We start from the raw sequence: 16,316 nt of genomic DNA on the forward strand, positions 1-16,316 counted from the left end.
GTTCAAGCGAGATGGACACAGTCGAGATTGCCTCCCCGACCGCTGCCGTCGAACGAACAGGTGGATGTCTCTGCGGCAGGATCCGTTATCGAGTGACCGGCGATCCGCGCGTTCACTACTGTCACTGTGACATGTGCCGCCGCGCGACCGGAAGCGCCTTCGCCGTGTTGGCCTGGACGTCCTCGTCCAACCTGTCATGGCTCAGCGAGGAGCCTGCCTATCGCACATCTTCACCCATCGCCCGGAGGGGATTCTGCGGAGCATGCGGTTCTCCGTTGACCCTTTCCTACGCCGCCGCCGAGGACGAAGTCGCTCTGCATGTCGGAACCTTTGACGATCCTGAAGGTCTGGAACCGCAATACAATTACGGGTCCTCGCAGCGGCTTGCCTGGATTTGCTGTGGCATCGACTTGCCGCATCACGACACGGAAGAGCGATGGTAGCGGAATCCGATTATGAGTTTCCGCTCACTGTGGACACGCCGCCGATGGAAGCCCGGACCGCCGACACGCTGCCCGAGGGCAGCGGCATCTGGCAGTATGAGCCCAAGTGGGATGGCTTTCGCTGCCTTGCCTTCAAAGGAAGAAAGGCGGTCGATCTCAGGGCGAAATCCGGCAAGCCGCTTGGCCGCTATTTTCCCGAACTGACGGCGCTTCTGGGCGAGGTCGAAGCACGGGATTTCGTCGTAGACGGCGAGATCATAATCGAGATCGAAGGACGCGCATCGTTTGACGCGCTGCAGATGCGGCTTCACCCGGCAGAGAGCCGTATCCGGAAGCTGAGCAGACAAACGCCTGCGCGGATAGTCCTCTTCGATACCCTTGCCGCGCCCGGAGGCAAGATCGTCCTCGAAAGGCCGTTGCGGGAACGGCGCTCGGCAACCGAAGATTTCGTCACCAGGGCGGAGAATGCTGCCCTGCGACTTTCGTCGGCAACCACGAGTATCGCCGAGGCCAACAAGTGGCTGCAGGGTGCAGGCCACGGTTCGACCGACGGGGTCGTCGCCAAGATGCTCGACGAGCCCTATCGGCCCGGCGAGCGTGCGATGGTCAAGGTCAAGCGGCTGCGCACCGCAGACTGCGTGGTTGGCGGGTTCCGCTACCTGAACCGCAAGCGCCAGGTCGGGTCGCTGCTGCTGGGCCTCTATAACGACAACGGCTTGCTCGACCATGTCGGCTTCACCTCGACCATCAGCAATGATGAGCGGCTGGCGGTCACCGTGAAGCTGGAGGAATTGCGCGGCGGACCCGGCTTCACAGGCAAGGCGCCGGGTGGGCCAAGCCGCTGGAGCACGGAACGCAGCGGCGAATGGGAGCCGGTGCGGCCGGAACTGGTCGTCGAGGTGCGCTTCGACCATATTACCAGCGACCGTTTCCGCCACGGAACCAGGCTTTTGCGCTGGCGGCCCGACAAGGCGCCGCGCCAGTGCACGTTCGAGCAGATCGAGTAGTGGCCTAGCAATCGCGACGAATGTTGTCTGCCATTGCGCATTCACTTTTTGCGCAAGGTTCGCAAAGTAATCGAATAGCGGTGTTCGGTCAGGGGCGGGATGCTGTGCTCCCATTCATCGCGCGCCGGGCCGCTCAAGAGGTAAGCCGACCGCGGCTCGACAATGATTGTCTTGCGGTCCCATTTCGTGCCGTTCTTGCGCCGGAGTCGGAAGCTGCAGGGAGCAAGAAGAGATACGCCGGCCACCGTCTCGAAATGCGGCTTGTCGCGATGCCAGCCAATGCCCGCGCCCGGTCGATACTCGTTGATCAGAACCTGCTCGAAAGCGCTTTCCGGCAACCCGACGAAAGTCGCGACCTTGCGCCTTAGCGTCATCAAGAAATCTGGTATCGGGGGCGCCTCGACCACCTGGCGCCGATCGTAGTCGTAGCGCAGGCCGAAACCGATCACCTGCCGATTTGCCAGGTGGCCATGGAAATCGAAGGGCTGGAAAGGGAGCCTCTGAAGGTGGCGCAGCAGGTCCGCTTCTTCATCCGCCGTGACAAGGTTCGCCTGATAGCGAAACCCTTCTGGCAGATCATCGGCCGCGGCGAACAGGTCGGGCTGATCAAGATTCACGCCGGTCAGAGCTTTGGATTTTAGAGATGGCATGCACAATAGCTGGTGAAGCTGCTCCCTGAGCGCAAGGACTACGATGCGGCGGATCCGCATACTAACGTTCCCCCGTGCCGTGGATGCCAAGGCGTCATGGTTTGCAGTCGGCGGCCGTGCCTGGCCGCGCTGCCCTTTCGGTCGCCGCCTGAATGGCAAGCGCGGCAGTACTCAGTGCAAGAGGAGGGTCCTCAACCAAGCCAGGAAGCGGCTGCCATTGACGGTCCTGCGCACCCTGGCGGCGGCCCATTTGCCTTGCATGGTGGCGCCGACATGACAGCTGCAGACGATTTCGTGCAACTGCCAATCGCTGAGCTCGAAGAAGCGAAGGGCCTCTCCATAGGTGTCGTTTCTAAGTCCCGCGGCTTTCAGCAGCGGATCTTCCAAGGCAACTGAAATTGGCGATCCATCGGCTCGTGCGGCCTGGCGGGCGTCCAGACGCAGGCGTTCGGTGCCAGCAAGCGCGCCCAGGCATCGGCCGGGGTGCCGCTCGAGCAGCTCCGCCCAACGCTCGATCCGTTGCCTTCGGGTCATAACGGGACTCTGCGCCAGCGGCTTGATGTCGGCGATCGCCTGCAGTTGTTCGAGGGTCTGGTGTTTCATAATCAGCTCCTGTTGATCGAGCATTCACCCAAGGGGTTTTCGCGACAAGCCTATCGGTCGGCCAAATAAGTGGCCTCCTCATCGTCACGCTGGCGTCCGCCAAGCGCCGCTGCGACGCTGGCAATAAAGGCGCCTACCACCATGGACAGGGCGCCAAGAAGGGCGAAGGTGGCGCCGGCTTTCCTGGCTGTGTCGGCCGCCTGCTGGGCCTTGATCTTTGCCTCCTTCACCTTGGCCATCATTGCATCCACCCGAGCCTTGGCATCGGCCTGCGGAAGCCCGGTGCGGGCGGCCACGAGTTGCGTCAGATAGGCGCTGTCGTCAGCCGCAAGTTCACCGCCGGTCGCAGCAGTCGCGAGCAGGATGCGCGACGCCTGCGCGGTCGCTGCAGCTTCGTTCTGCGGATTGGCGTCGACGGGCTTGGTCAGGTCGGCGGGGCGGAACAAGGCATCCACATAGTAGGACGTGTTGTCGAATGCTGAGCCGTCCTTGCTTGCGGCACCGGCCGAGGCCCCGGTCGCGGCGCCCGCGGCGACCGTCGAAACTGCCTGCACTCCAGAACCCAATGCCGCCGAAAGCGCTGAGCCGAGAACTCCCGCAACAAGAAGCGTGGCGAGTGCCCAGGCAAGGAAACCGTGAGCTGTGTCGCGGAAGTAGGTTTCATCGGTATGAATCCCCACCCATTTGGTGCGCAACCGACCCGTGAGATATCCACCGACGCCAGATGAAAGCCATTGCACGACCACCAGCCAGACTGCGGTCGACACAGCAAATGTCGTAGCCGACGCGCCGGCACCGGACCACGGCGAAACCATGCTCAGCCCAAGGCCGGAGCCCAACAACAGGAGCATGACTGTCAGGGTCGAAGCGGCGAAGGCGCCGGCAATGATTGGCCCCCAGTTCACTGCTGAAGATGAGGATTCTGTCGGTGCAGAGGCCTCGGAAGTCGCAAGTGTTGCCTCCATCTGAGCCTCCTACCGCGCAAACAGCATGATGAGAATGATGATCGGAATGGGAATGCCGAGCAGCCAGAGCAAGATACCGCGGCCCATAGAAGCCTCCTGTGGGTTAGTGTGTGATGAACTAACAATGTCGCTGCAGGTCTTCTGTTCCGTTGGCGGTAAGCCGGGTCATTTACAGGCGGCAAAGGCCTTCATGCCCTTCCTGATCGCCCTGCGCGCCTCGTCGGCATTCTGCCATCCCTTGAACTTGATGGTCTTGCCCGTCCCCAGCACGGACGACAGGAAGAACTGCTCGATTTCGCGCCGCAGGTCATCTGGCACACGATCCGCCGCAACCGGTTCGGCAGCATCTTCCCTATGTGGAGAGAAGACATAGCGGTCGTTGCGCAAGGGCTCGCCACCGGAGTCTTTCTGCTTGACACGCAATGCACCCAACAGGTCGCATTTGATGACGATGCCAGGAGCGGAAGCCGCCTGGTGGATGACCAGCCCGTCGAGGGGATCGCCATCATCGCCCAAGGTGGAAGGGATAAAGCCCCAGTCGTAGGGATAAGTCATCCCGACCGGTAAGGGGCGGACATAACCGAAGGTCCGGGTTGCGCGATCGTAGGCGATTTTCGCCTCCGCACCACGCGGTGTTTCAATCACTACTCTGACAAGCCCATTCGTCGTGGTTGGCAGCTTCAGATAATCGGGCATTGCGATGCTCTATCGCGGGGGGTTGCTCCGGTTGGAACTTCAAGACGCGACGAATGTTCCGAAGGGCAGCGCGAGCCCAGCCGCAGTCCGACGCGTTGGGGCGAATGGGCGCTCAGGCGCCGAGCGGGCTCATCGCCGAGCCGGCTGCGTGCTGCCGCGGAACCAAAATTCCCGCAGTCGCTTTTACCGAATACGCGGCTGCCGGGCCGAGCGGACGGTGGAGACATACGTGGCGCTTGAAGGTGCGGCGCGTGCGAATATCGGCATTCGCATCATGATAGTCACTGTGGTGGCGGTGCCGCTGCTCTTCGCGCTGAGCGGCCTTGTCATTCGCTATGCGGCTTTTGCCTCAGTATCGTCGGATACAGGTTTTGCGGCCTATGCTCAGGCGCTCTGCAGGTGGGACTGCGCCTGGTATGTCGACATCTCCGAAAAGGGCTATGAGCGCTTCCCAATTCCGAACGCAAGCAATGTCGGGCGCTGGGGCTTCTTCCCGCTCTATCCGCTTCTAGTGGCGGCGATCCGATCCGTCTTGCCCTTCCCCACGATCCTGATCGCGACGATCACGTCGCTGGCGTTGAGCTACGCAGCCTGCCTCGTGGCATGGCCGCTCGTGGGGAAGAACATGCGCGCCTACGTGCTCTATTGCGCCTTCCTGCTCAGTGGCCCGTTCTCGTTCCATTTCACCACTTTCCTCAGCGAACCGCTCTTCGTGCTGCTTACCTCGTGCGTCTTCCTAGCGCTCAAGCGCTCCAACTATCTCGCCGCCGGGGTGGCCTCGGCGCTTCTGTCGGCAACGCGGCTCGTTGGCGTGCTAGCCGTGTTCGCCACCGTCATCCACATGTACGAGGAGTATCGCGCGAAGGGCGGTTCGATCGTCGCCTTTCCTCGCTGGCTGCTCGGCCGGCCGGACCTTCTGGTCGCCATCTTCATCTCGCCCGCCGGTTTGTTCGCCTACATGCTCTTTCTCTATCTCACGGTCGGGGACGGCTTTGCCTTCCTCCACATCCAGCGCGCTTTCGGGCGCGTGGCGGGCAATCCGCTGCTGTTCCTGTGGGACGGCCTGTCCTACCATGCCGGCTGGCTGCCCACGGCGCCGCAATGGAGCGCAATGACGGCAATTGCCGGCCTGGCGCTCTGCTTGGTGCTCGGGGCTCGCAGGCAATATGGCGCGGCCCTTTTCTGCGCCGTCAGCATCATCTTGCCGTTGACCACGAACCTGGCCTCGATGGTCAGATACGTCGTCGGGCTCGCGCCGCTGGCGATGCTGGTAGCCGTCTTGCTGTCAGCGTCGAAGCTGACCTTCGTCGGGGCCTTGGCGCTGTTCCTCGCCGCCTGCTACTTCATGACGGTGGCGTGGATCGGAGGCTATCTTGCCTTGGTCTGAAGCGCTGCGATCCCCTAGGTCCGCTGTATCACTTGGCGGTTACGGTCTGGCGGCCGCCCTTGCCTTGTCCGAGCTCGCCATCCTCACGCTTGCCCTCAATCCCGACGTCAACGGCGACTACCGCGCCTATTACATCGACCGCACGACGACGTGCCTCAACCGCGACGCGATCGGCAGCTACACGCCGGGCAGGACAATATCGTTCCGGTCCGATGGCGCCAGACAGACCTCGGATATGAGGGTTTGCGGCTGGTCGGGTCCGGTGGCGGACGGCACCCATTCGCTAGGCGAGTCCTCGCGCCTTCGCCTGGCGCTGCCCCCCGTCCGTGGCGGCCTTCTGGCCACGCTGCAGGTGGCCGCCGTCATCCGCCCTCCCCAACTCACACAGAGGATCGTCATATCGGCAAATGGCGTAAGGCTGCATCCGGCGACAGTTTCGGGCGCGGCACCGATGACGGTGGCTTTCGTCATTCCCCAGGCAGCCCTGGCCGACACCGGCAGGCTGGATTTGTTCTTCGACTATCCCGACGGCATCGCGCAGAGTCCGGCGGCAAGCAACATATACAACCGGTCGATCAAGCTGATCTCGTTTCGGCTGGATGCGCTCTAGGCGCAAGCGACATTCACCTAGGACGGTTCGCCCCTTCGGTCGGCTCCCGCCCGGCAAAGACCCAGCGGTCGAGCACGATAAGATTGAGCGCCGGGATGATCAGGCAGGTCAGCAGTATGGGGACGAAAAGCGGCAGGCCGAGCATCACCGTGAAGAGCTTGGGCGCAGCATAGGCGACGCCGAGGCCGGTCGCCGTCAGCAGCAGGAAACGTGGGGCTTCCGAGCGATGCGATCCGGCCGACATGAAGCTGAAGGACTTGTGCGCCAGATAGGAAAACAGTGCCGCTGCTGCATAAGCGGCGAGCGAAGCCTGCACCGGCGTGAAGCCGAGGTCCGCCCGGGCGAAGACCGCAGCCAGGACAGCGTAGAGAATCGTCGCGGCGATGCCGACCGATCCGAAGCGCGCCAGGAATTTCACGCCAGCGGTGAAGCGGTGCTCAGGCATAAGCGACACACGCGTACTGTGCTCCGAGCGGCAGGGCTGCGAGCGCGCGCTCGACTTTCCTGGCAAAGGGTCTTGCTGAAGGCAGCAACAGGAAATGCTCGGACCGGATATTTCTGAAGTCTGCTTCTCGAAACAGCGATGCCGCCTTGCGGGTGCCAAGCAGGACGGCGTCCTTATCGAACGGGCAGCGGAGCACCGCCATGCGCGTCAGCGGATTGAAGGGATTGTGCTCGATGATGCAGGCAACGCCGCCCCGCCGCAGCACACGCCTCATCTCGCGGAAAAAATTGAGCCAGGATGTGGGCGGCACATGATGGACGACACAGCTGGCGAAGGCCAAGTCGAAGGCGCCGCTCTCATAAGGCAGGCTACCGTGGGTGCAGGCGCTGTAGCCGACATGCGGATTGTCGCGCGCGGCGCGCGCCAGTGAATCCCGCGAAACATCGCAACCCTCGAGGCGATCGAAGGCGCCTTCGAGATAGGGATGGAGCGCGCCGATGCCGCAACCCACATCGAGCGCACGCACCTCCGCCCCACCTGCGCGAAGGTGCCGCTCGACGACCACGCGCCGCAAAAGGTCGGCCTTGGCTGCGAGGAAGAAATCATGCTGAAGGCCTGAGAACCGAATCGAGCCTTCGACCACATCGCGGTAACTGGTGTTATAGCTGTCGAAGTGTTCGGACATCGGCCGCAACCCCGTTCTCTGCCTTGCGAAACGAGGTGCGCCGGTCACCGGAAGCGACGCGCACCGTGCGGCCGAAGCCGTTCAGCCTGTCGACCACGTAGAGGGGACGGCGTTTGACCTCGGCGTGGATGCTGCCGACGTAAAGCCCGACAACGCCGGTCATGAAAAGGTTGATGCCGCAGAGCAGCGACACGACGACCACGGTCGACGTCCAGCCGGCGAGGACGCCCGCTTCAAAGAGCCATGCAAAGATGGCGTAAGCGCCGAAAAGGACGGCCAGGGCGGAAACGACCAATCCCGCCCAAAGCGCCAGACGCAGCGGTTTTTCCGAGAAGCTGATGATGCCGTGGACCGCAAGATGCACCATCTTCCAGAACGGGTATTTGGTCTCGCCCAGCGTGCGCGCCGGTCGCTCGAACGACACAGCCGCCTGCTTGAATCCCATCCAACCGAACATGCCTCTGACGAAGCGGTCGTGCTCGGGCATGCGCTTGAAGGTCTCCAGCGCCTTGCGGCCGACCAGGCGGAAGTCGCCGACATCGCGGGGAATCTCGACCGGCGTCATCTTCTCCAAAACGCGGTAGAAGAGGCTCGCGGACATACGCTTGAACCAGGATTCGCCCTCGCGCCTGGTGCGCCTTGCATAGACGATCTCGAAGCCTTCCTTCCACTTCGCCACGAGGTCGAGCACGACCTCCGGCGGATCCTGCAGGTCGGCATCCATGACGATGATGGCCTCGCCCGCCGCCGCCTCCATCCCGGCCGTGATGGCGATCTGGTGTCCGAAGTTGCGGGAAAGCTCGATCAGCCGGAAGCTCGGCTCGGCAGCGACCATGCGCCGAAGGTATTTCACGCTTCCGTCGTGGCTTCCATCGTCGACGAAGATGACCTCCGCCTCTGAGTCCAGCTGACCCACCAGCAGGCTTATTCGCTCGACCAGCCGGGGCAGCACCTCCTCCTCATTGTAGATCGGCAGCACCAATGAGTAGCGCGGGGACTGCGCGTTTGCGCGCGTCCGAATGCCGTGCATCACAGCGTCTCGCATGCGGTTGAAAATGGAACACCCGCCACAAAGTTCCCTAGGTCCATCAGAAATCGCTAATTTGCCAGCCTTCTGGGATCAGCCAATGATGCAACCGGCCAGCCCTCCCCTGCGGCGCTCGAATAATCGCCTCGTAACACTGCCTATTTCTTCATCTATTTCGCGGATCCGAAACTCGACAAAGGCGGCGCCCATGAGCTGCTACGCCATTTCGGTCAGGAGTTGCGCGGGGCGCGTCTCGCGCATGTCGAGCTTTGCGGTGATCTTGAAGACCCGTGCCTGGCAGGCGCCACCATGAGGACGTGCCGTAGAGGTCTGCCGAGGCCGCTTCGTGGGCATCCATTCGGAACCTTCGAGCAGAGCCGCCCGGACTGCAAAGCGATCGCGGATCGACGTGCCAGATCAACGAAAGGGGCATATCACCGGGGGTGGCTTGCCCCGCTCAGGTCTCGCGGGAACCTGCGGCCCAATCGAAAGTTCTTGGTGATGGCAAATCACCCAATCACGAGCGTGCTCACCTCGATCGGCACCTTAACCTCTCGTCCAGTCGCCTTCCTGGTGTTGCTGGTTTATTCCATTCTTTGGATGGTATTCGATCGGCAAAGTTTGAATTGGCATGGGGCGGCTACTCTCTTCACCTGGGCCATGACGCTGTTCATACAGCGAGCAGAGCATCGCGACACTCAGGCAATCCACGCCAAGCTGGATGAGATGTTGCGATCAAATAGCTCGGCGGCAAACATCACCCGGATTGACGATCAGGAACCTGAAGAAATCGAAAAACATCGCGTTCGCAAACAGCAGGGAGATTGACGTGCGGCCTTCCGGTCTCGTGGCGTTTCTGGCAGGCGGGAAAGCGATCGGGCCCAACGGAGGGTTCGCACGCTTGCTCACGTTTCTGAGCTATGTGGCCGTTGCGTTGATCGCTGTTTTGCTCACGTTGCTTGTCATAAACCTGATCCCTGAACCCCGCGTTTTGCGAGCCATCGTGCCTCACCGTTTCGACGCCTCAGACCCCCAGTTTCACACGAGCATGAGCGGGTATTCGCAAGGGCAGCTTTCCAATTCGAACGCAGTGCAAACCTTGGTCAACGGAGATGAGATCTTTCCTTCAATGTTGCAGGCGATCGATGCGGCCAGGTCCACCATTGATATGGAGACCTATATCTACTGGTCGGGTGCCGTCGGCTACAGGTTCGCGACGGCGTTGGCCGCTAAAGCCAGAGATGGAGTTGAAGTCCGTGTGCTCGTTGACTGGGTCGGAAGCCTTCCATTCGATGAAGACCTGATCCGAATCATGACAAGAGCCGGCGTTGCGTTCGAACGCTATCGGCCCGTCTATTGGTATACGTTGGACCGGGTAAACAATCGGACGCATCGCAAATTGCTCATTGTCGATGGGCGCGTCGCATTTACCGGCGGCGTCGGCATTGCAGATAACTGGCTTGGCAACGCCCGCAACCCCAATGAATGGCGTGATACGCACTACCGGGTAGAAGGATCAGTGGTCTCTGCTTTTCAGGCGGCGTTCGCGGAAAATTGGCTGGAAACAACCGGAGAGACCCTGCAGGGTGAGAAATTCTACCTTCCACCGCAACCCGCAGGTGCGCTGAGCGCTCAGCTGATACTCTCTTCGCAGCCCAATGGCTCAGAGAACATGCAACTGATGATGTTGGCGGCCATTGCTGCCGCCAAGGATCATTTGCGTATCGGAATGGCCTATTTCGTGCCGGACGACATCGCCCTCCAGCAGATTTTGGATGCCAGGAGGCGCGGGGTATCGGTAGACGTCATTGTGCCCAGTTCGCTGACGGATGTGCCGCTGGCTCGAAATAGCTCGCGCTACTTCTGGGGCGACTTGCTCCGAGCGGGTGTGCGGATCTTCGAGTTTCAGCCTACCATGTATCATCCCAAGCTCTTGATCGTTGACGACGTCTGGGCAAGCTTTGGTTCTGCCAATTTGGACGAGCGCTCTTTGCGGCTAAATGACGAAGCCACGCTGAACGTCTACGGAAAGGATTTCGCAAGGACGCAGATCGACTTGTTCAACCAGGATCTTCAGCGATCAAGGCAAGTCAGTTTGGATGAATGGGAAGCGCGTCCCCTGACCGAAAAGATCACGGACTGGTTTGCCAGTCGGCTACGCTCTCAACTTTGAGGGACGTCGTGATCCCTGCCCCTGCGCATATTGAACATGGCCGGATGGGAAACTCGTCGGCGCCTTCTCGACCAACACCGGCACAGCGGCGCCCCCTTTGCAGGCGCGTGCGCGATTGTTCGCGCTCTACCCGCCGGTTTGGTGGAGGCGGATCGTCTTTGCTGGAACGCTACGCCGTCCTGAGCATTGCATGGGGACAGGAGATTTCCCATGCCCACTTTCCGCTTTGAGACGGTCCAATTCGGCAAGACCAAGATAGTAGAGGAAGAGCTCTCCAGCGCCGATTTGGCCAGCCCGAGAGCGCTGGAAATGGCTCACGCCGCACTCGTCGCCGAGGACCCCGCCGGCGCTGCCCAATCGGGCTCGATCATCAAGGTTTACGATGCGGCAGGCTATCTGGTGGCGACCGTCAATTTCTCCGATCTAGTGCGTGACACTTCCGGACCGCGATCCTCCAGCAGCAAGGCACCTATCGAAGAGCCCGGTGTCATGGGTTCTGGTTGAGCAATCTCGAAGCACATCCCAAGTCAGCAAACCTTGCTGAGGTCGCGAGTCTGTTTTCTGCGTTCCATGCTGCGGGCGTTTCGGCGAGCAACTCTCAGTTCGGGAAGTGTCGGTTGCCACCAACCCCTCGAACGTTTGTCCGCTTTTGGCGCACTGCGAGCTGGCCATGTGGCGATCAGTTCGGACAGCGTGGCCGAACGCCACCTTCCCCAAATGTAGCTCGCGTTTGCGCACGCCGCGTTTGGATAGGAGGCGGTCAAATCTTCCGCCTCGACGAGTTTACCGGACACTTCGCTGAAAACGACAATGCCATATTCTTCTGTCGCAACTGGCTTGCCAACGGGCGGTAAGTGTTCAGCTGGAAGTGGATAGCGATGACGGCGGCGTTCGGCATTCCGCAGTTGAGCGGCCTTGTAAGCATCAGAGCTTTTGGCAGACTCTCGTCGTCGTTTCCTTTCTTCCGGTTCCGCCTGTTGGGCGGCCTTTTCGATTCTGGGCCAACAGCGTCGTAGCTCTTCAAAAGAACGGAACGGCACTCGCCAGGTCCGTAATTCCTCGTCCCAACTGGCCCGGGGAACCGTTCGCAGTTCCTCGATCACCGTCTTCGAATACGGCGTTCGAATACGGAGGTCGTCGGACACCTCCAGGTATGGGCTTGATATTGGATCAAAGGCGAAGGCGTCGCGTCCCTTGCTGTCGCCGTGAAACGCCAGCATTGCTGCCTCTTTTTCCAGCCAACGGTCGATCCGGCCGGCGGCCGTCTTTCCAGGGACGAACCAGCTCTTGCGCTCGTCGCTCCACCTCGCTCGCGGAAAAACCTGTCGGAACCGTTCGACGGCCATCCTGTCGAAGGGAAAGCGCGCTTCGGCACCAGGAGTACGCGGCTTTTGTGGCATGGGACCAGGTCCGATTTTTCCGCTTCCTGCGGGATCACGGTTCCATGCATTGAACGCTTGGCCGAGCCAGTAGGTTCACGAACTTCAAGCGATCCTGCGGCACGAGGACAAGTGTCGCCGCGCGAATGGAAGCTCTGCGAAGCGCGGTGAAACCTTCCCCACATTCGGCGGTTAACTCAGAAAGGTGAGACCATGCCGAGACGCGATGAAACAGGGACAGCGCCCATGCGGCCGAGAAAACCTCGTTCTCGGCCGCTGAAAGGCGAGGAAGCAGAGGTGAAACATATTGTGGAAACCCAGAATGTGTCGCCAGCCCAAGCGCGAGAACTTGTGCGCCGGTATGGACACGATTGGCGCAAGATCGATGAAGCCGCCAAATCCTATAAGGACGAAAAATGAGCTTCCCGTTCTCGAGATGACAGTCTCATGGTCCAGATGGTAGAGTTCGAATGACGCGCATCGCAACGTTCATCTGAATGGCGTCAACGGCCGGCTACCGTTCTTCTGGAGTGACTGGGTCAAACCAAGTATGACGTCCTTTGCCTTCAGGAGTTGAAGACAGCAGACGTCAAGTTTCCTGTCGATGCGATCAGAAGGGCGCGCTACGGCGCGATCTGGCACGCCAAAAGTGTCAAGCATCCAAACGGATTTGGTCGCCTCGCCGCTGACGTTCTTAGGCTCACTCTTTGACGTAAGCGCCTGGTTGGCGACCTGTCTTGGGCGCCTTTGCGTCTTTTGAATGTTCCGAGATCGCAGGGCCGGCTCCAGATGTCTTTTCTGTTGCTGGGCTCGGGGTCGCCTGTTTCCCTGGATTCTGGCGGGCGGACCGATGGGAGCTGTCGTCCCCTTGCCCGGTTGGCCTCGTTAGGCCGATCCCGCCCGGCGGCTTTTTGTTGCCCGCCGCCTCTTGCGCGAAATCATCCGATGGATCGGCGTCTTTCGACGCCGGATATTTCCTGGCACCCGTCTCGCGACGGTTTTCATCGCCTGTCATAGCTCATTGCTCCTGAAGATCATGAGGATCAACCCCCTGATCAGCGGCAAGTTCCCTCATGCCGACTTGCGAGTTGCCTTTGCCTTGGAGCCTTCTTTGATGCCTTCCTTGGCAAGGCTCTTGCGCAGCACCGACGCGAGGTCGACGACGTTCTCTTTGGGCCTTGGTGCCGGTTTCGGCGGCTTCTTGCCCTTGCGCTTTGCGTCGATCATTGCAACGAGCGCATCCTCGTAGGTGTCCTCAAATTTCGATGGATCGAATTTGGTCACCTTCTTGTCGATCAGCAGGCCGGCGATCTCGAGCAGGTCCTGATCATACTTAGGACTCTTCAGATCGTCGAAGACGGTCTTTTCCGGGATCATTTCGTCATGGGTGCGCAGCTCGGTGAGCAGCATGCCTTTGCCGAAGGGTTGAATCACCACTTCCCGCCCGCGCTGGTAAAGCACCACACAGGATCTGGCCGCTACGCGCTTTTTTGCCATGGCCTCTCGCAGCACCGAAAACGCTTCGACAGCCGCGCCATCGGCAGGGATGACGTAGTAAGGTTTTTCCAAATAACGCGTGTCGATGTCGTCGAGAGCAACGAATTCCTCGACCTCCAGGGTGTGGGCGGACGTCAGCTTGAGCTTTTTGATGTCGTCGGGCGGGACTTCGATGAATTCCCCCTTTTCGACCTCGTATCCCTTCGTCTGGTCTTCTGCCTCGACGATGTCGCCGGTCTCCTCATCGACGTAGGCGCTCTTTACCGGAAGACCGTCCTTCCTGTTCAGAATCTTGAAATGGATTTTCGAGGCTTCACTGGTCGCCCCGACCAGCTTCACGCCACAGGAGACCGAACCAACTTTCAGGAAGCCTTTCCAAACTGCCCGCGGCGCCGTCATGGTCGTTGCCTCGCTTTTCTGGAGTTCTACCGAAATACTCAGGAGCCGGAGATGTTCCAAACGGCAGGTTCGACCTGGCAGTCGCGCGAGGACATCGAGCGAAACGCGGAAATGAAACCTGTGTACCGACAATTCATCGGCGGACTCAGCTCAGCAGCCTTCTGCCTTCAGGGATCGCACCATGCGGACCACAACCGGATCGTAGGGGATTTTTTCGGATTTGCTGTAGTTGATGGTGAAGAGCGCGGCACGGTCATCGCAGATGGCAATGGCACGGACATATCGGATTTGGCCATTGTTGATGCCCGAGTAACTGGCCCATCGGGGCGTGACGCGTCGATACGTCAGCTTCCAGCCGGCCTTTTCGTCCTCGACCATGCGATGCTTGATCTCGGCCCGAAAACTGGCCTTGCCGAGCCTGGCACCCCACACGGCGAGGAAGGCTTCGTTTGCGCCCCGAAAAGCCGCGCCCTGGTCCGAACGTTGGGTCAAGACAAAGCCCGGCGGCACATCGAATGTGAAGCCAAACTGCCTGACGCCGAAAGGCTGCCACGCTTGCGCCTGAAGAAGCGTGCTGAAAAACAGGATCGATACGAGGCTCAGCAAGAAACGTGTCATTGGCGTGATTTAGCGCTTCCTCAGATAGCGTCCAGACTGAACAAGGCCGCCGACAAAGAAAAAGAACTGCCAATTTTGCGCGCCGCGGAGGGCTTGCACATAAGAGCATCGTCGATCTGCTGATATCGCCGCAATGCGATCATTGCCGATCGACGCACGCGCTACATGAGACGCTGTTGAAGACGGTTCGGGATCTCTCAGGGTTGAGCGATAGCCCGGTCTGCTTTTCATCTTGTGACACAGGATTCGGGCAGGCCGGGCCATACACCAGCATTGAGGGTTGCCGGAGCCCGTTACACTGCGCGTTGTCTGGCCACGTCGCAAGGTATGCCTTTGAGGAGGGTGGCCCCGCGCTCGCCTAAGCCGGCTAGAATCCATGAGGAAGTGACCACCGCCTTGCCTTGGATGGTCAGCGGCAATCACGGCTGCGGCGGCGGAGCGCTCGCCTAGGCTGCCGGGAGGTCACCCATGCTGTCCAAACCCTTCGAAAAGTCGGCCGCATTTGGGTCGTACTGGGCTTTCCCCGTCAACTCAACACGGTCGCCAGCGATTCGTGCGGCAACAGCCCGGAACAGAAAGCGGCTTCGCGCTTGCAAGGCCGCGTTGGTGGGAGATGTCGATTCTGAACCCGCGAGAGGCATTTTCGTTGCCTTTGCCCATCTTTAATGAGGCAGAGACGGCCCACGCCGCCTCATTCCCAACCTCCTCGCGAAAATCCCGCAGTGAGGCATGCCGCAGGTCTTCCTCGCCGCGCAAAGCTTCATACGGCCGATCAGCTGCGTCGCCGCCGCTTCGTACCCTTGGGCGGGGTCATGCTCCTTGACGCGCTGCCCCAGCCTTTCCGTTCGCGCCCTTTTTCAAGGCGATGAAGCCGCTCCCGACATAGCGCCCGGTGCTGCGCTCGGCCATTAGGGGGCGAATGCTGAAACCGGAACCGGGCCCTTAGGCAACGCGTTCATCCGCAGTTGTGTAGGTCCAGTGATGAGTGAGCTTATCAGAGTTATCTGGGAAGAGGTGGCGGATCTGCTCCCAGCGCTGACCAATCGGAAAAGAAGCCAAGCCGATGCCATACCGGTCGATGCTCCAGACTTCCCACATGACCTCGAGCCGGTGATCCGGTCGCCTTTAAATGCGGGACCAACCCAATAAGTGGCCGGGCTGTCGTAGGTCAATCATTTCGATACCAATCACGAAATATTTCCGCCGGAACAGAGCGCGATGGCCGCAGTTGAGTATGGTTAGGAAAATCTTACCAAGACAGGAGAATGACATGGCCAACCAAGGCGGAAGTCGCAAACAGCATGAGAAGACAGGACAGAGCCGGAAATCCGCCGACGATCAGGATCAGCGTCGCGGCAGCGGTCAGCAGCAGGCCGACGACAAGCAACGCGGCGGCCAACAGCGCGGCGGCGGCGGCAACTTTGCTGACGACCGCGAGAAGGCTTCGGAAGCCGGTCGCAAAGGTGGTCAGTCCTGATAGAGGAAGCGGCGCTCTGAGGCGCCGCTTTTCTTAGTCATTCAGAAGGAGAAAGCGCGATGCCGATGAAATCGGAAAAGGGATTGGAAACGCTGTTCGTGGAGGGCCTGAAGGATCTCTACTACGCGGAAAAAAAGATTCTGAAGACATTGCCGAAGCTCGCAAAGGCAGCGGAATCCGAGCAGGTGAGTGCTGCCTTCGAGAAACACCGGATGGAAACAGAACGCCAGGTAGAACGGCTCGAACAGGTGTTTG

20 protein-coding genes and 1 pseudogene are annotated in these 16,316 nt (G+C 60.4%); 10 read left to right on the plus strand and 11 right to left on the minus strand.

All coding sequences use genetic code 11. The features are described 5' to 3' along the window. The coding region (locus EN738_RS15780) for a GFA family protein (RefSeq protein ID WP_348629091.1) at positions 1–443 on the plus strand (443 nt) is incomplete at its 5' end. After that, complete coding sequence (locus tag EN738_RS15785) at positions 437–1,450, plus strand: ATP-dependent DNA ligase (protein ID WP_127284502.1); 1,014 nt, start codon at positions 437–439, stop codon at positions 1,448–1,450. The genes EN738_RS15780 and EN738_RS15785, both read left to right, overlap by 7 nt. Positions 1,451–1,491: 41 nt before the next feature. Here the strand turns inward: EN738_RS15785 and EN738_RS15790 are convergent, their stop codons facing one another. The 4 genes from EN738_RS15790 to EN738_RS15805 form a co-directional block, all read right to left on the minus strand. Next, complete coding sequence (locus EN738_RS15790) at positions 1,492–2,100, minus strand: alpha-ketoglutarate-dependent dioxygenase AlkB (protein ID WP_127284517.1); 609 nt, start codon at positions 2,098–2,100, stop codon at positions 1,492–1,494. Between the two features lie 171 nt (positions 2,101–2,271). After that, positions 2,272–2,703 carry a hypothetical protein gene (locus EN738_RS15795; protein ID WP_127284503.1) on the minus strand — a complete coding sequence of 144 codons (432 nt, stop codon included), beginning with the start codon at positions 2,701–2,703 and terminating at the stop codon, positions 2,272–2,274. 50 nt (positions 2,704–2,753) lie between these two features. Next, positions 2,754–3,668 carry a hypothetical protein gene (locus tag EN738_RS15800; RefSeq protein WP_127284504.1) on the minus strand — a complete coding sequence of 305 codons (915 nt, stop codon included), beginning with the start codon at positions 3,666–3,668 and terminating at the stop codon, positions 2,754–2,756. Between the two features lie 165 nt (positions 3,669–3,833). Beyond that, on the minus strand, positions 3,834–4,364 hold the full coding sequence (locus EN738_RS15805; protein ID WP_127284505.1) for an inorganic diphosphatase: 531 nt from the start codon (positions 4,362–4,364) through the stop codon (positions 3,834–3,836). A gap of 229 nt (positions 4,365–4,593) precedes the next feature. Between EN738_RS15805 and EN738_RS15810 the strand changes: the two genes are divergently transcribed. Next, a complete protein-coding gene (locus tag EN738_RS15810; RefSeq protein WP_127284506.1) occupies positions 4,594–5,751 on the plus strand; it encodes a hypothetical protein in 1,158 nt (385 codons plus the stop codon). 64 nt (positions 5,752–5,815) lie between these two features. After that, the gene (locus tag EN738_RS15815) at positions 5,816–6,361 is read left to right on the plus strand and encodes a hypothetical protein (protein WP_245478079.1); all 546 of its coding nucleotides are present in this window, start codon (positions 5,816–5,818) and stop codon (positions 6,359–6,361) included. 13 nt (positions 6,362–6,374) lie between these two features. Here the strand turns inward: EN738_RS15815 and EN738_RS15820 are convergent, their stop codons facing one another. The 3 genes from EN738_RS15820 to EN738_RS15830 are packed head-to-tail and all read right to left on the minus strand — an operon-like array spanning position 6,375 to position 8,521. Then, positions 6,375–6,806 (minus strand): GtrA family protein, encoded by a 432-nt coding sequence (locus EN738_RS15820; protein ID WP_127284518.1) that lies wholly within the window; start codon positions 6,804–6,806, stop codon positions 6,375–6,377. Further along, positions 6,799–7,491 (minus strand): class I SAM-dependent methyltransferase, encoded by a 693-nt coding sequence (locus EN738_RS15825; protein ID WP_127284508.1) that lies wholly within the window; start codon positions 7,489–7,491, stop codon positions 6,799–6,801. The genes EN738_RS15820 and EN738_RS15825 overlap by 8 nt, the downstream gene beginning before the upstream one ends. Beyond that, positions 7,466–8,521 carry a glycosyltransferase family 2 protein gene (locus EN738_RS15830; protein WP_189605862.1) on the minus strand — a complete coding sequence of 352 codons (1,056 nt, stop codon included), beginning with the start codon at positions 8,519–8,521 and terminating at the stop codon, positions 7,466–7,468. Before EN738_RS15830 ends, EN738_RS15825 begins: the two co-directional genes overlap by 26 nt. Positions 8,522–9,019: 498 nt before the next feature. Between EN738_RS15830 and EN738_RS15835 the strand changes: the two genes are divergently transcribed. The 3 genes from EN738_RS15835 to EN738_RS15845 all read left to right on the plus strand — a co-directional run bounded on the left by EN738_RS15835 (position 9,020) and on the right by EN738_RS15845 (position 11,195). Beyond that, complete coding sequence (locus EN738_RS15835) at positions 9,020–9,346, plus strand: low affinity iron permease family protein (protein ID WP_127284510.1); 327 nt, start codon at positions 9,020–9,022, stop codon at positions 9,344–9,346. 1 nt (position 9,347) lies between these two features. Then, on the plus strand, positions 9,348–10,691 hold the full coding sequence (locus EN738_RS15840) for a phospholipase D-like domain-containing protein (protein WP_189605864.1): 1,344 nt from the start codon (positions 9,348–9,350) through the stop codon (positions 10,689–10,691). A gap of 210 nt (positions 10,692–10,901) precedes the next feature. Next, on the plus strand, positions 10,902–11,195 hold the full coding sequence (locus tag EN738_RS15845) for a hypothetical protein (protein ID WP_127284511.1): 294 nt from the start codon (positions 10,902–10,904) through the stop codon (positions 11,193–11,195). 23 nt (positions 11,196–11,218) lie between these two features. On the opposite strand, the gene EN738_RS15850 is transcribed toward EN738_RS15845, so the two are convergent. Continuing rightward, the gene (locus EN738_RS15850) at positions 11,219–12,091 is read right to left on the minus strand and encodes a hypothetical protein (RefSeq protein WP_127284512.1); all 873 of its coding nucleotides are present in this window, start codon (positions 12,089–12,091) and stop codon (positions 11,219–11,221) included. 472 nt (positions 12,092–12,563) lie between these two features. On the opposite strand from EN738_RS15850, the pseudogene EN738_RS36910 reads away from it, so the two are divergent. Then, a pseudogene (locus tag EN738_RS36910) lies at positions 12,564–12,718 on the plus strand (exodeoxyribonuclease III); the annotation flags it as partial. A 52-nt stretch (positions 12,719–12,770) separates the two neighbouring features. On the opposite strand, the gene EN738_RS15855 reads toward EN738_RS36910, so the two are convergent. The 3 genes from EN738_RS15855 to EN738_RS15865 all read right to left on the minus strand — a co-directional run bounded on the left by EN738_RS15855 (position 12,771) and on the right by EN738_RS15865 (position 14,572). Beyond that, complete coding sequence (locus EN738_RS15855) at positions 12,771–13,085, minus strand: hypothetical protein (RefSeq protein ID WP_127284513.1); 315 nt, start codon at positions 13,083–13,085, stop codon at positions 12,771–12,773. A 56-nt stretch (positions 13,086–13,141) separates the two neighbouring features. Next, the gene (locus tag EN738_RS15860) at positions 13,142–13,966 is read right to left on the minus strand and encodes a Ku protein (RefSeq protein WP_127284514.1); all 825 of its coding nucleotides are present in this window, start codon (positions 13,964–13,966) and stop codon (positions 13,142–13,144) included. Between the two features lie 150 nt (positions 13,967–14,116). Next, positions 14,117–14,572, minus strand: coding sequence for a hypothetical protein (locus tag EN738_RS15865; protein WP_245494558.1), 456 nt, complete (start codon positions 14,570–14,572; stop codon positions 14,117–14,119). 1,282 nt (positions 14,573–15,854) lie between these two features. Between EN738_RS15865 and EN738_RS36915 the strand changes: the two genes are divergently transcribed. Then, entirely contained in the window at positions 15,855–16,061 is a 207-nt protein-coding gene (locus EN738_RS36915; protein WP_210212273.1) for a KGG domain-containing protein, read from the plus strand. A gap of 65 nt (positions 16,062–16,126) precedes the next feature. After that, positions 16,127–16,316, plus strand: a 190-nt coding sequence (locus EN738_RS15890; RefSeq protein WP_245494560.1) for a DUF892 family protein, incomplete at its 3' end; no start/stop codon positions are given.

The organism is Mesorhizobium sp. M4B.F.Ca.ET.017.02.2.1, assembly GCF_003998955.1.
GTDB classification, from domain to species: Bacteria; Pseudomonadota; Alphaproteobacteria; order Rhizobiales; family Rhizobiaceae; genus Mesorhizobium; species Mesorhizobium abyssinicae.

Bases quoted from the DNA above. Each gene is read 5' to 3' on its own strand.
- EN738_RS15785 (WP_127284502.1), top strand. From the start codon at position 437: ATGGTAGCGGAATCCGATTATGAGTTTCCGCTCACTGTGGACACGCCG.
- EN738_RS15835 (WP_127284510.1), top strand. From the start codon at position 9,020: ATGGCAAATCACCCAATCACGAGCGTGCTCACCTCGATCGGCACCTTA.
- EN738_RS36915 (WP_210212273.1), top strand. From the start codon at position 15,855: ATGGCCAACCAAGGCGGAAGTCGCAAACAGCATGAGAAGACAGGACAG.
- EN738_RS15855 (WP_127284513.1), bottom strand. From the start codon at position 13,085: ATGACAGGCGATGAAAACCGTCGCGAGACGGGTGCCAGGAAATATCCG.
- EN738_RS15790 (WP_127284517.1), bottom strand. From the start codon at position 2,100: ATGCCATCTCTAAAATCCAAAGCTCTGACCGGCGTGAATCTTGATCAG.
- EN738_RS15805 (WP_127284505.1), bottom strand. From the start codon at position 4,364: ATGCCCGATTATCTGAAGCTGCCAACCACGACGAATGGGCTTGTCAGA.
- EN738_RS15800 (WP_127284504.1), bottom strand. From the start codon at position 3,668: ATGGAGGCAACACTTGCGACTTCCGAGGCCTCTGCACCGACAGAATCC.
- EN738_RS15860 (WP_127284514.1), bottom strand. From the start codon at position 13,966: ATGACGGCGCCGCGGGCAGTTTGGAAAGGCTTCCTGAAAGTTGGTTCG.
- EN738_RS15825 (WP_127284508.1), bottom strand. From the start codon at position 7,491: ATGTCCGAACACTTCGACAGCTATAACACCAGTTACCGCGATGTGGTC.
- EN738_RS15850 (WP_127284512.1), bottom strand. From the start codon at position 12,091: ATGCCACAAAAGCCGCGTACTCCTGGTGCCGAAGCGCGCTTTCCCTTC.
- EN738_RS15795 (WP_127284503.1), bottom strand. From the start codon at position 2,703: ATGAAACACCAGACCCTCGAACAACTGCAGGCGATCGCCGACATCAAG.
- EN738_RS15830 (WP_189605862.1), bottom strand. From the start codon at position 8,521: ATGCACGGCATTCGGACGCGCGCAAACGCGCAGTCCCCGCGCTACTCA.
- EN738_RS15820 (WP_127284518.1), bottom strand. From the start codon at position 6,806: ATGCCTGAGCACCGCTTCACCGCTGGCGTGAAATTCCTGGCGCGCTTC.
- EN738_RS15845 (WP_127284511.1), top strand. From the start codon at position 10,902: ATGCCCACTTTCCGCTTTGAGACGGTCCAATTCGGCAAGACCAAGATA.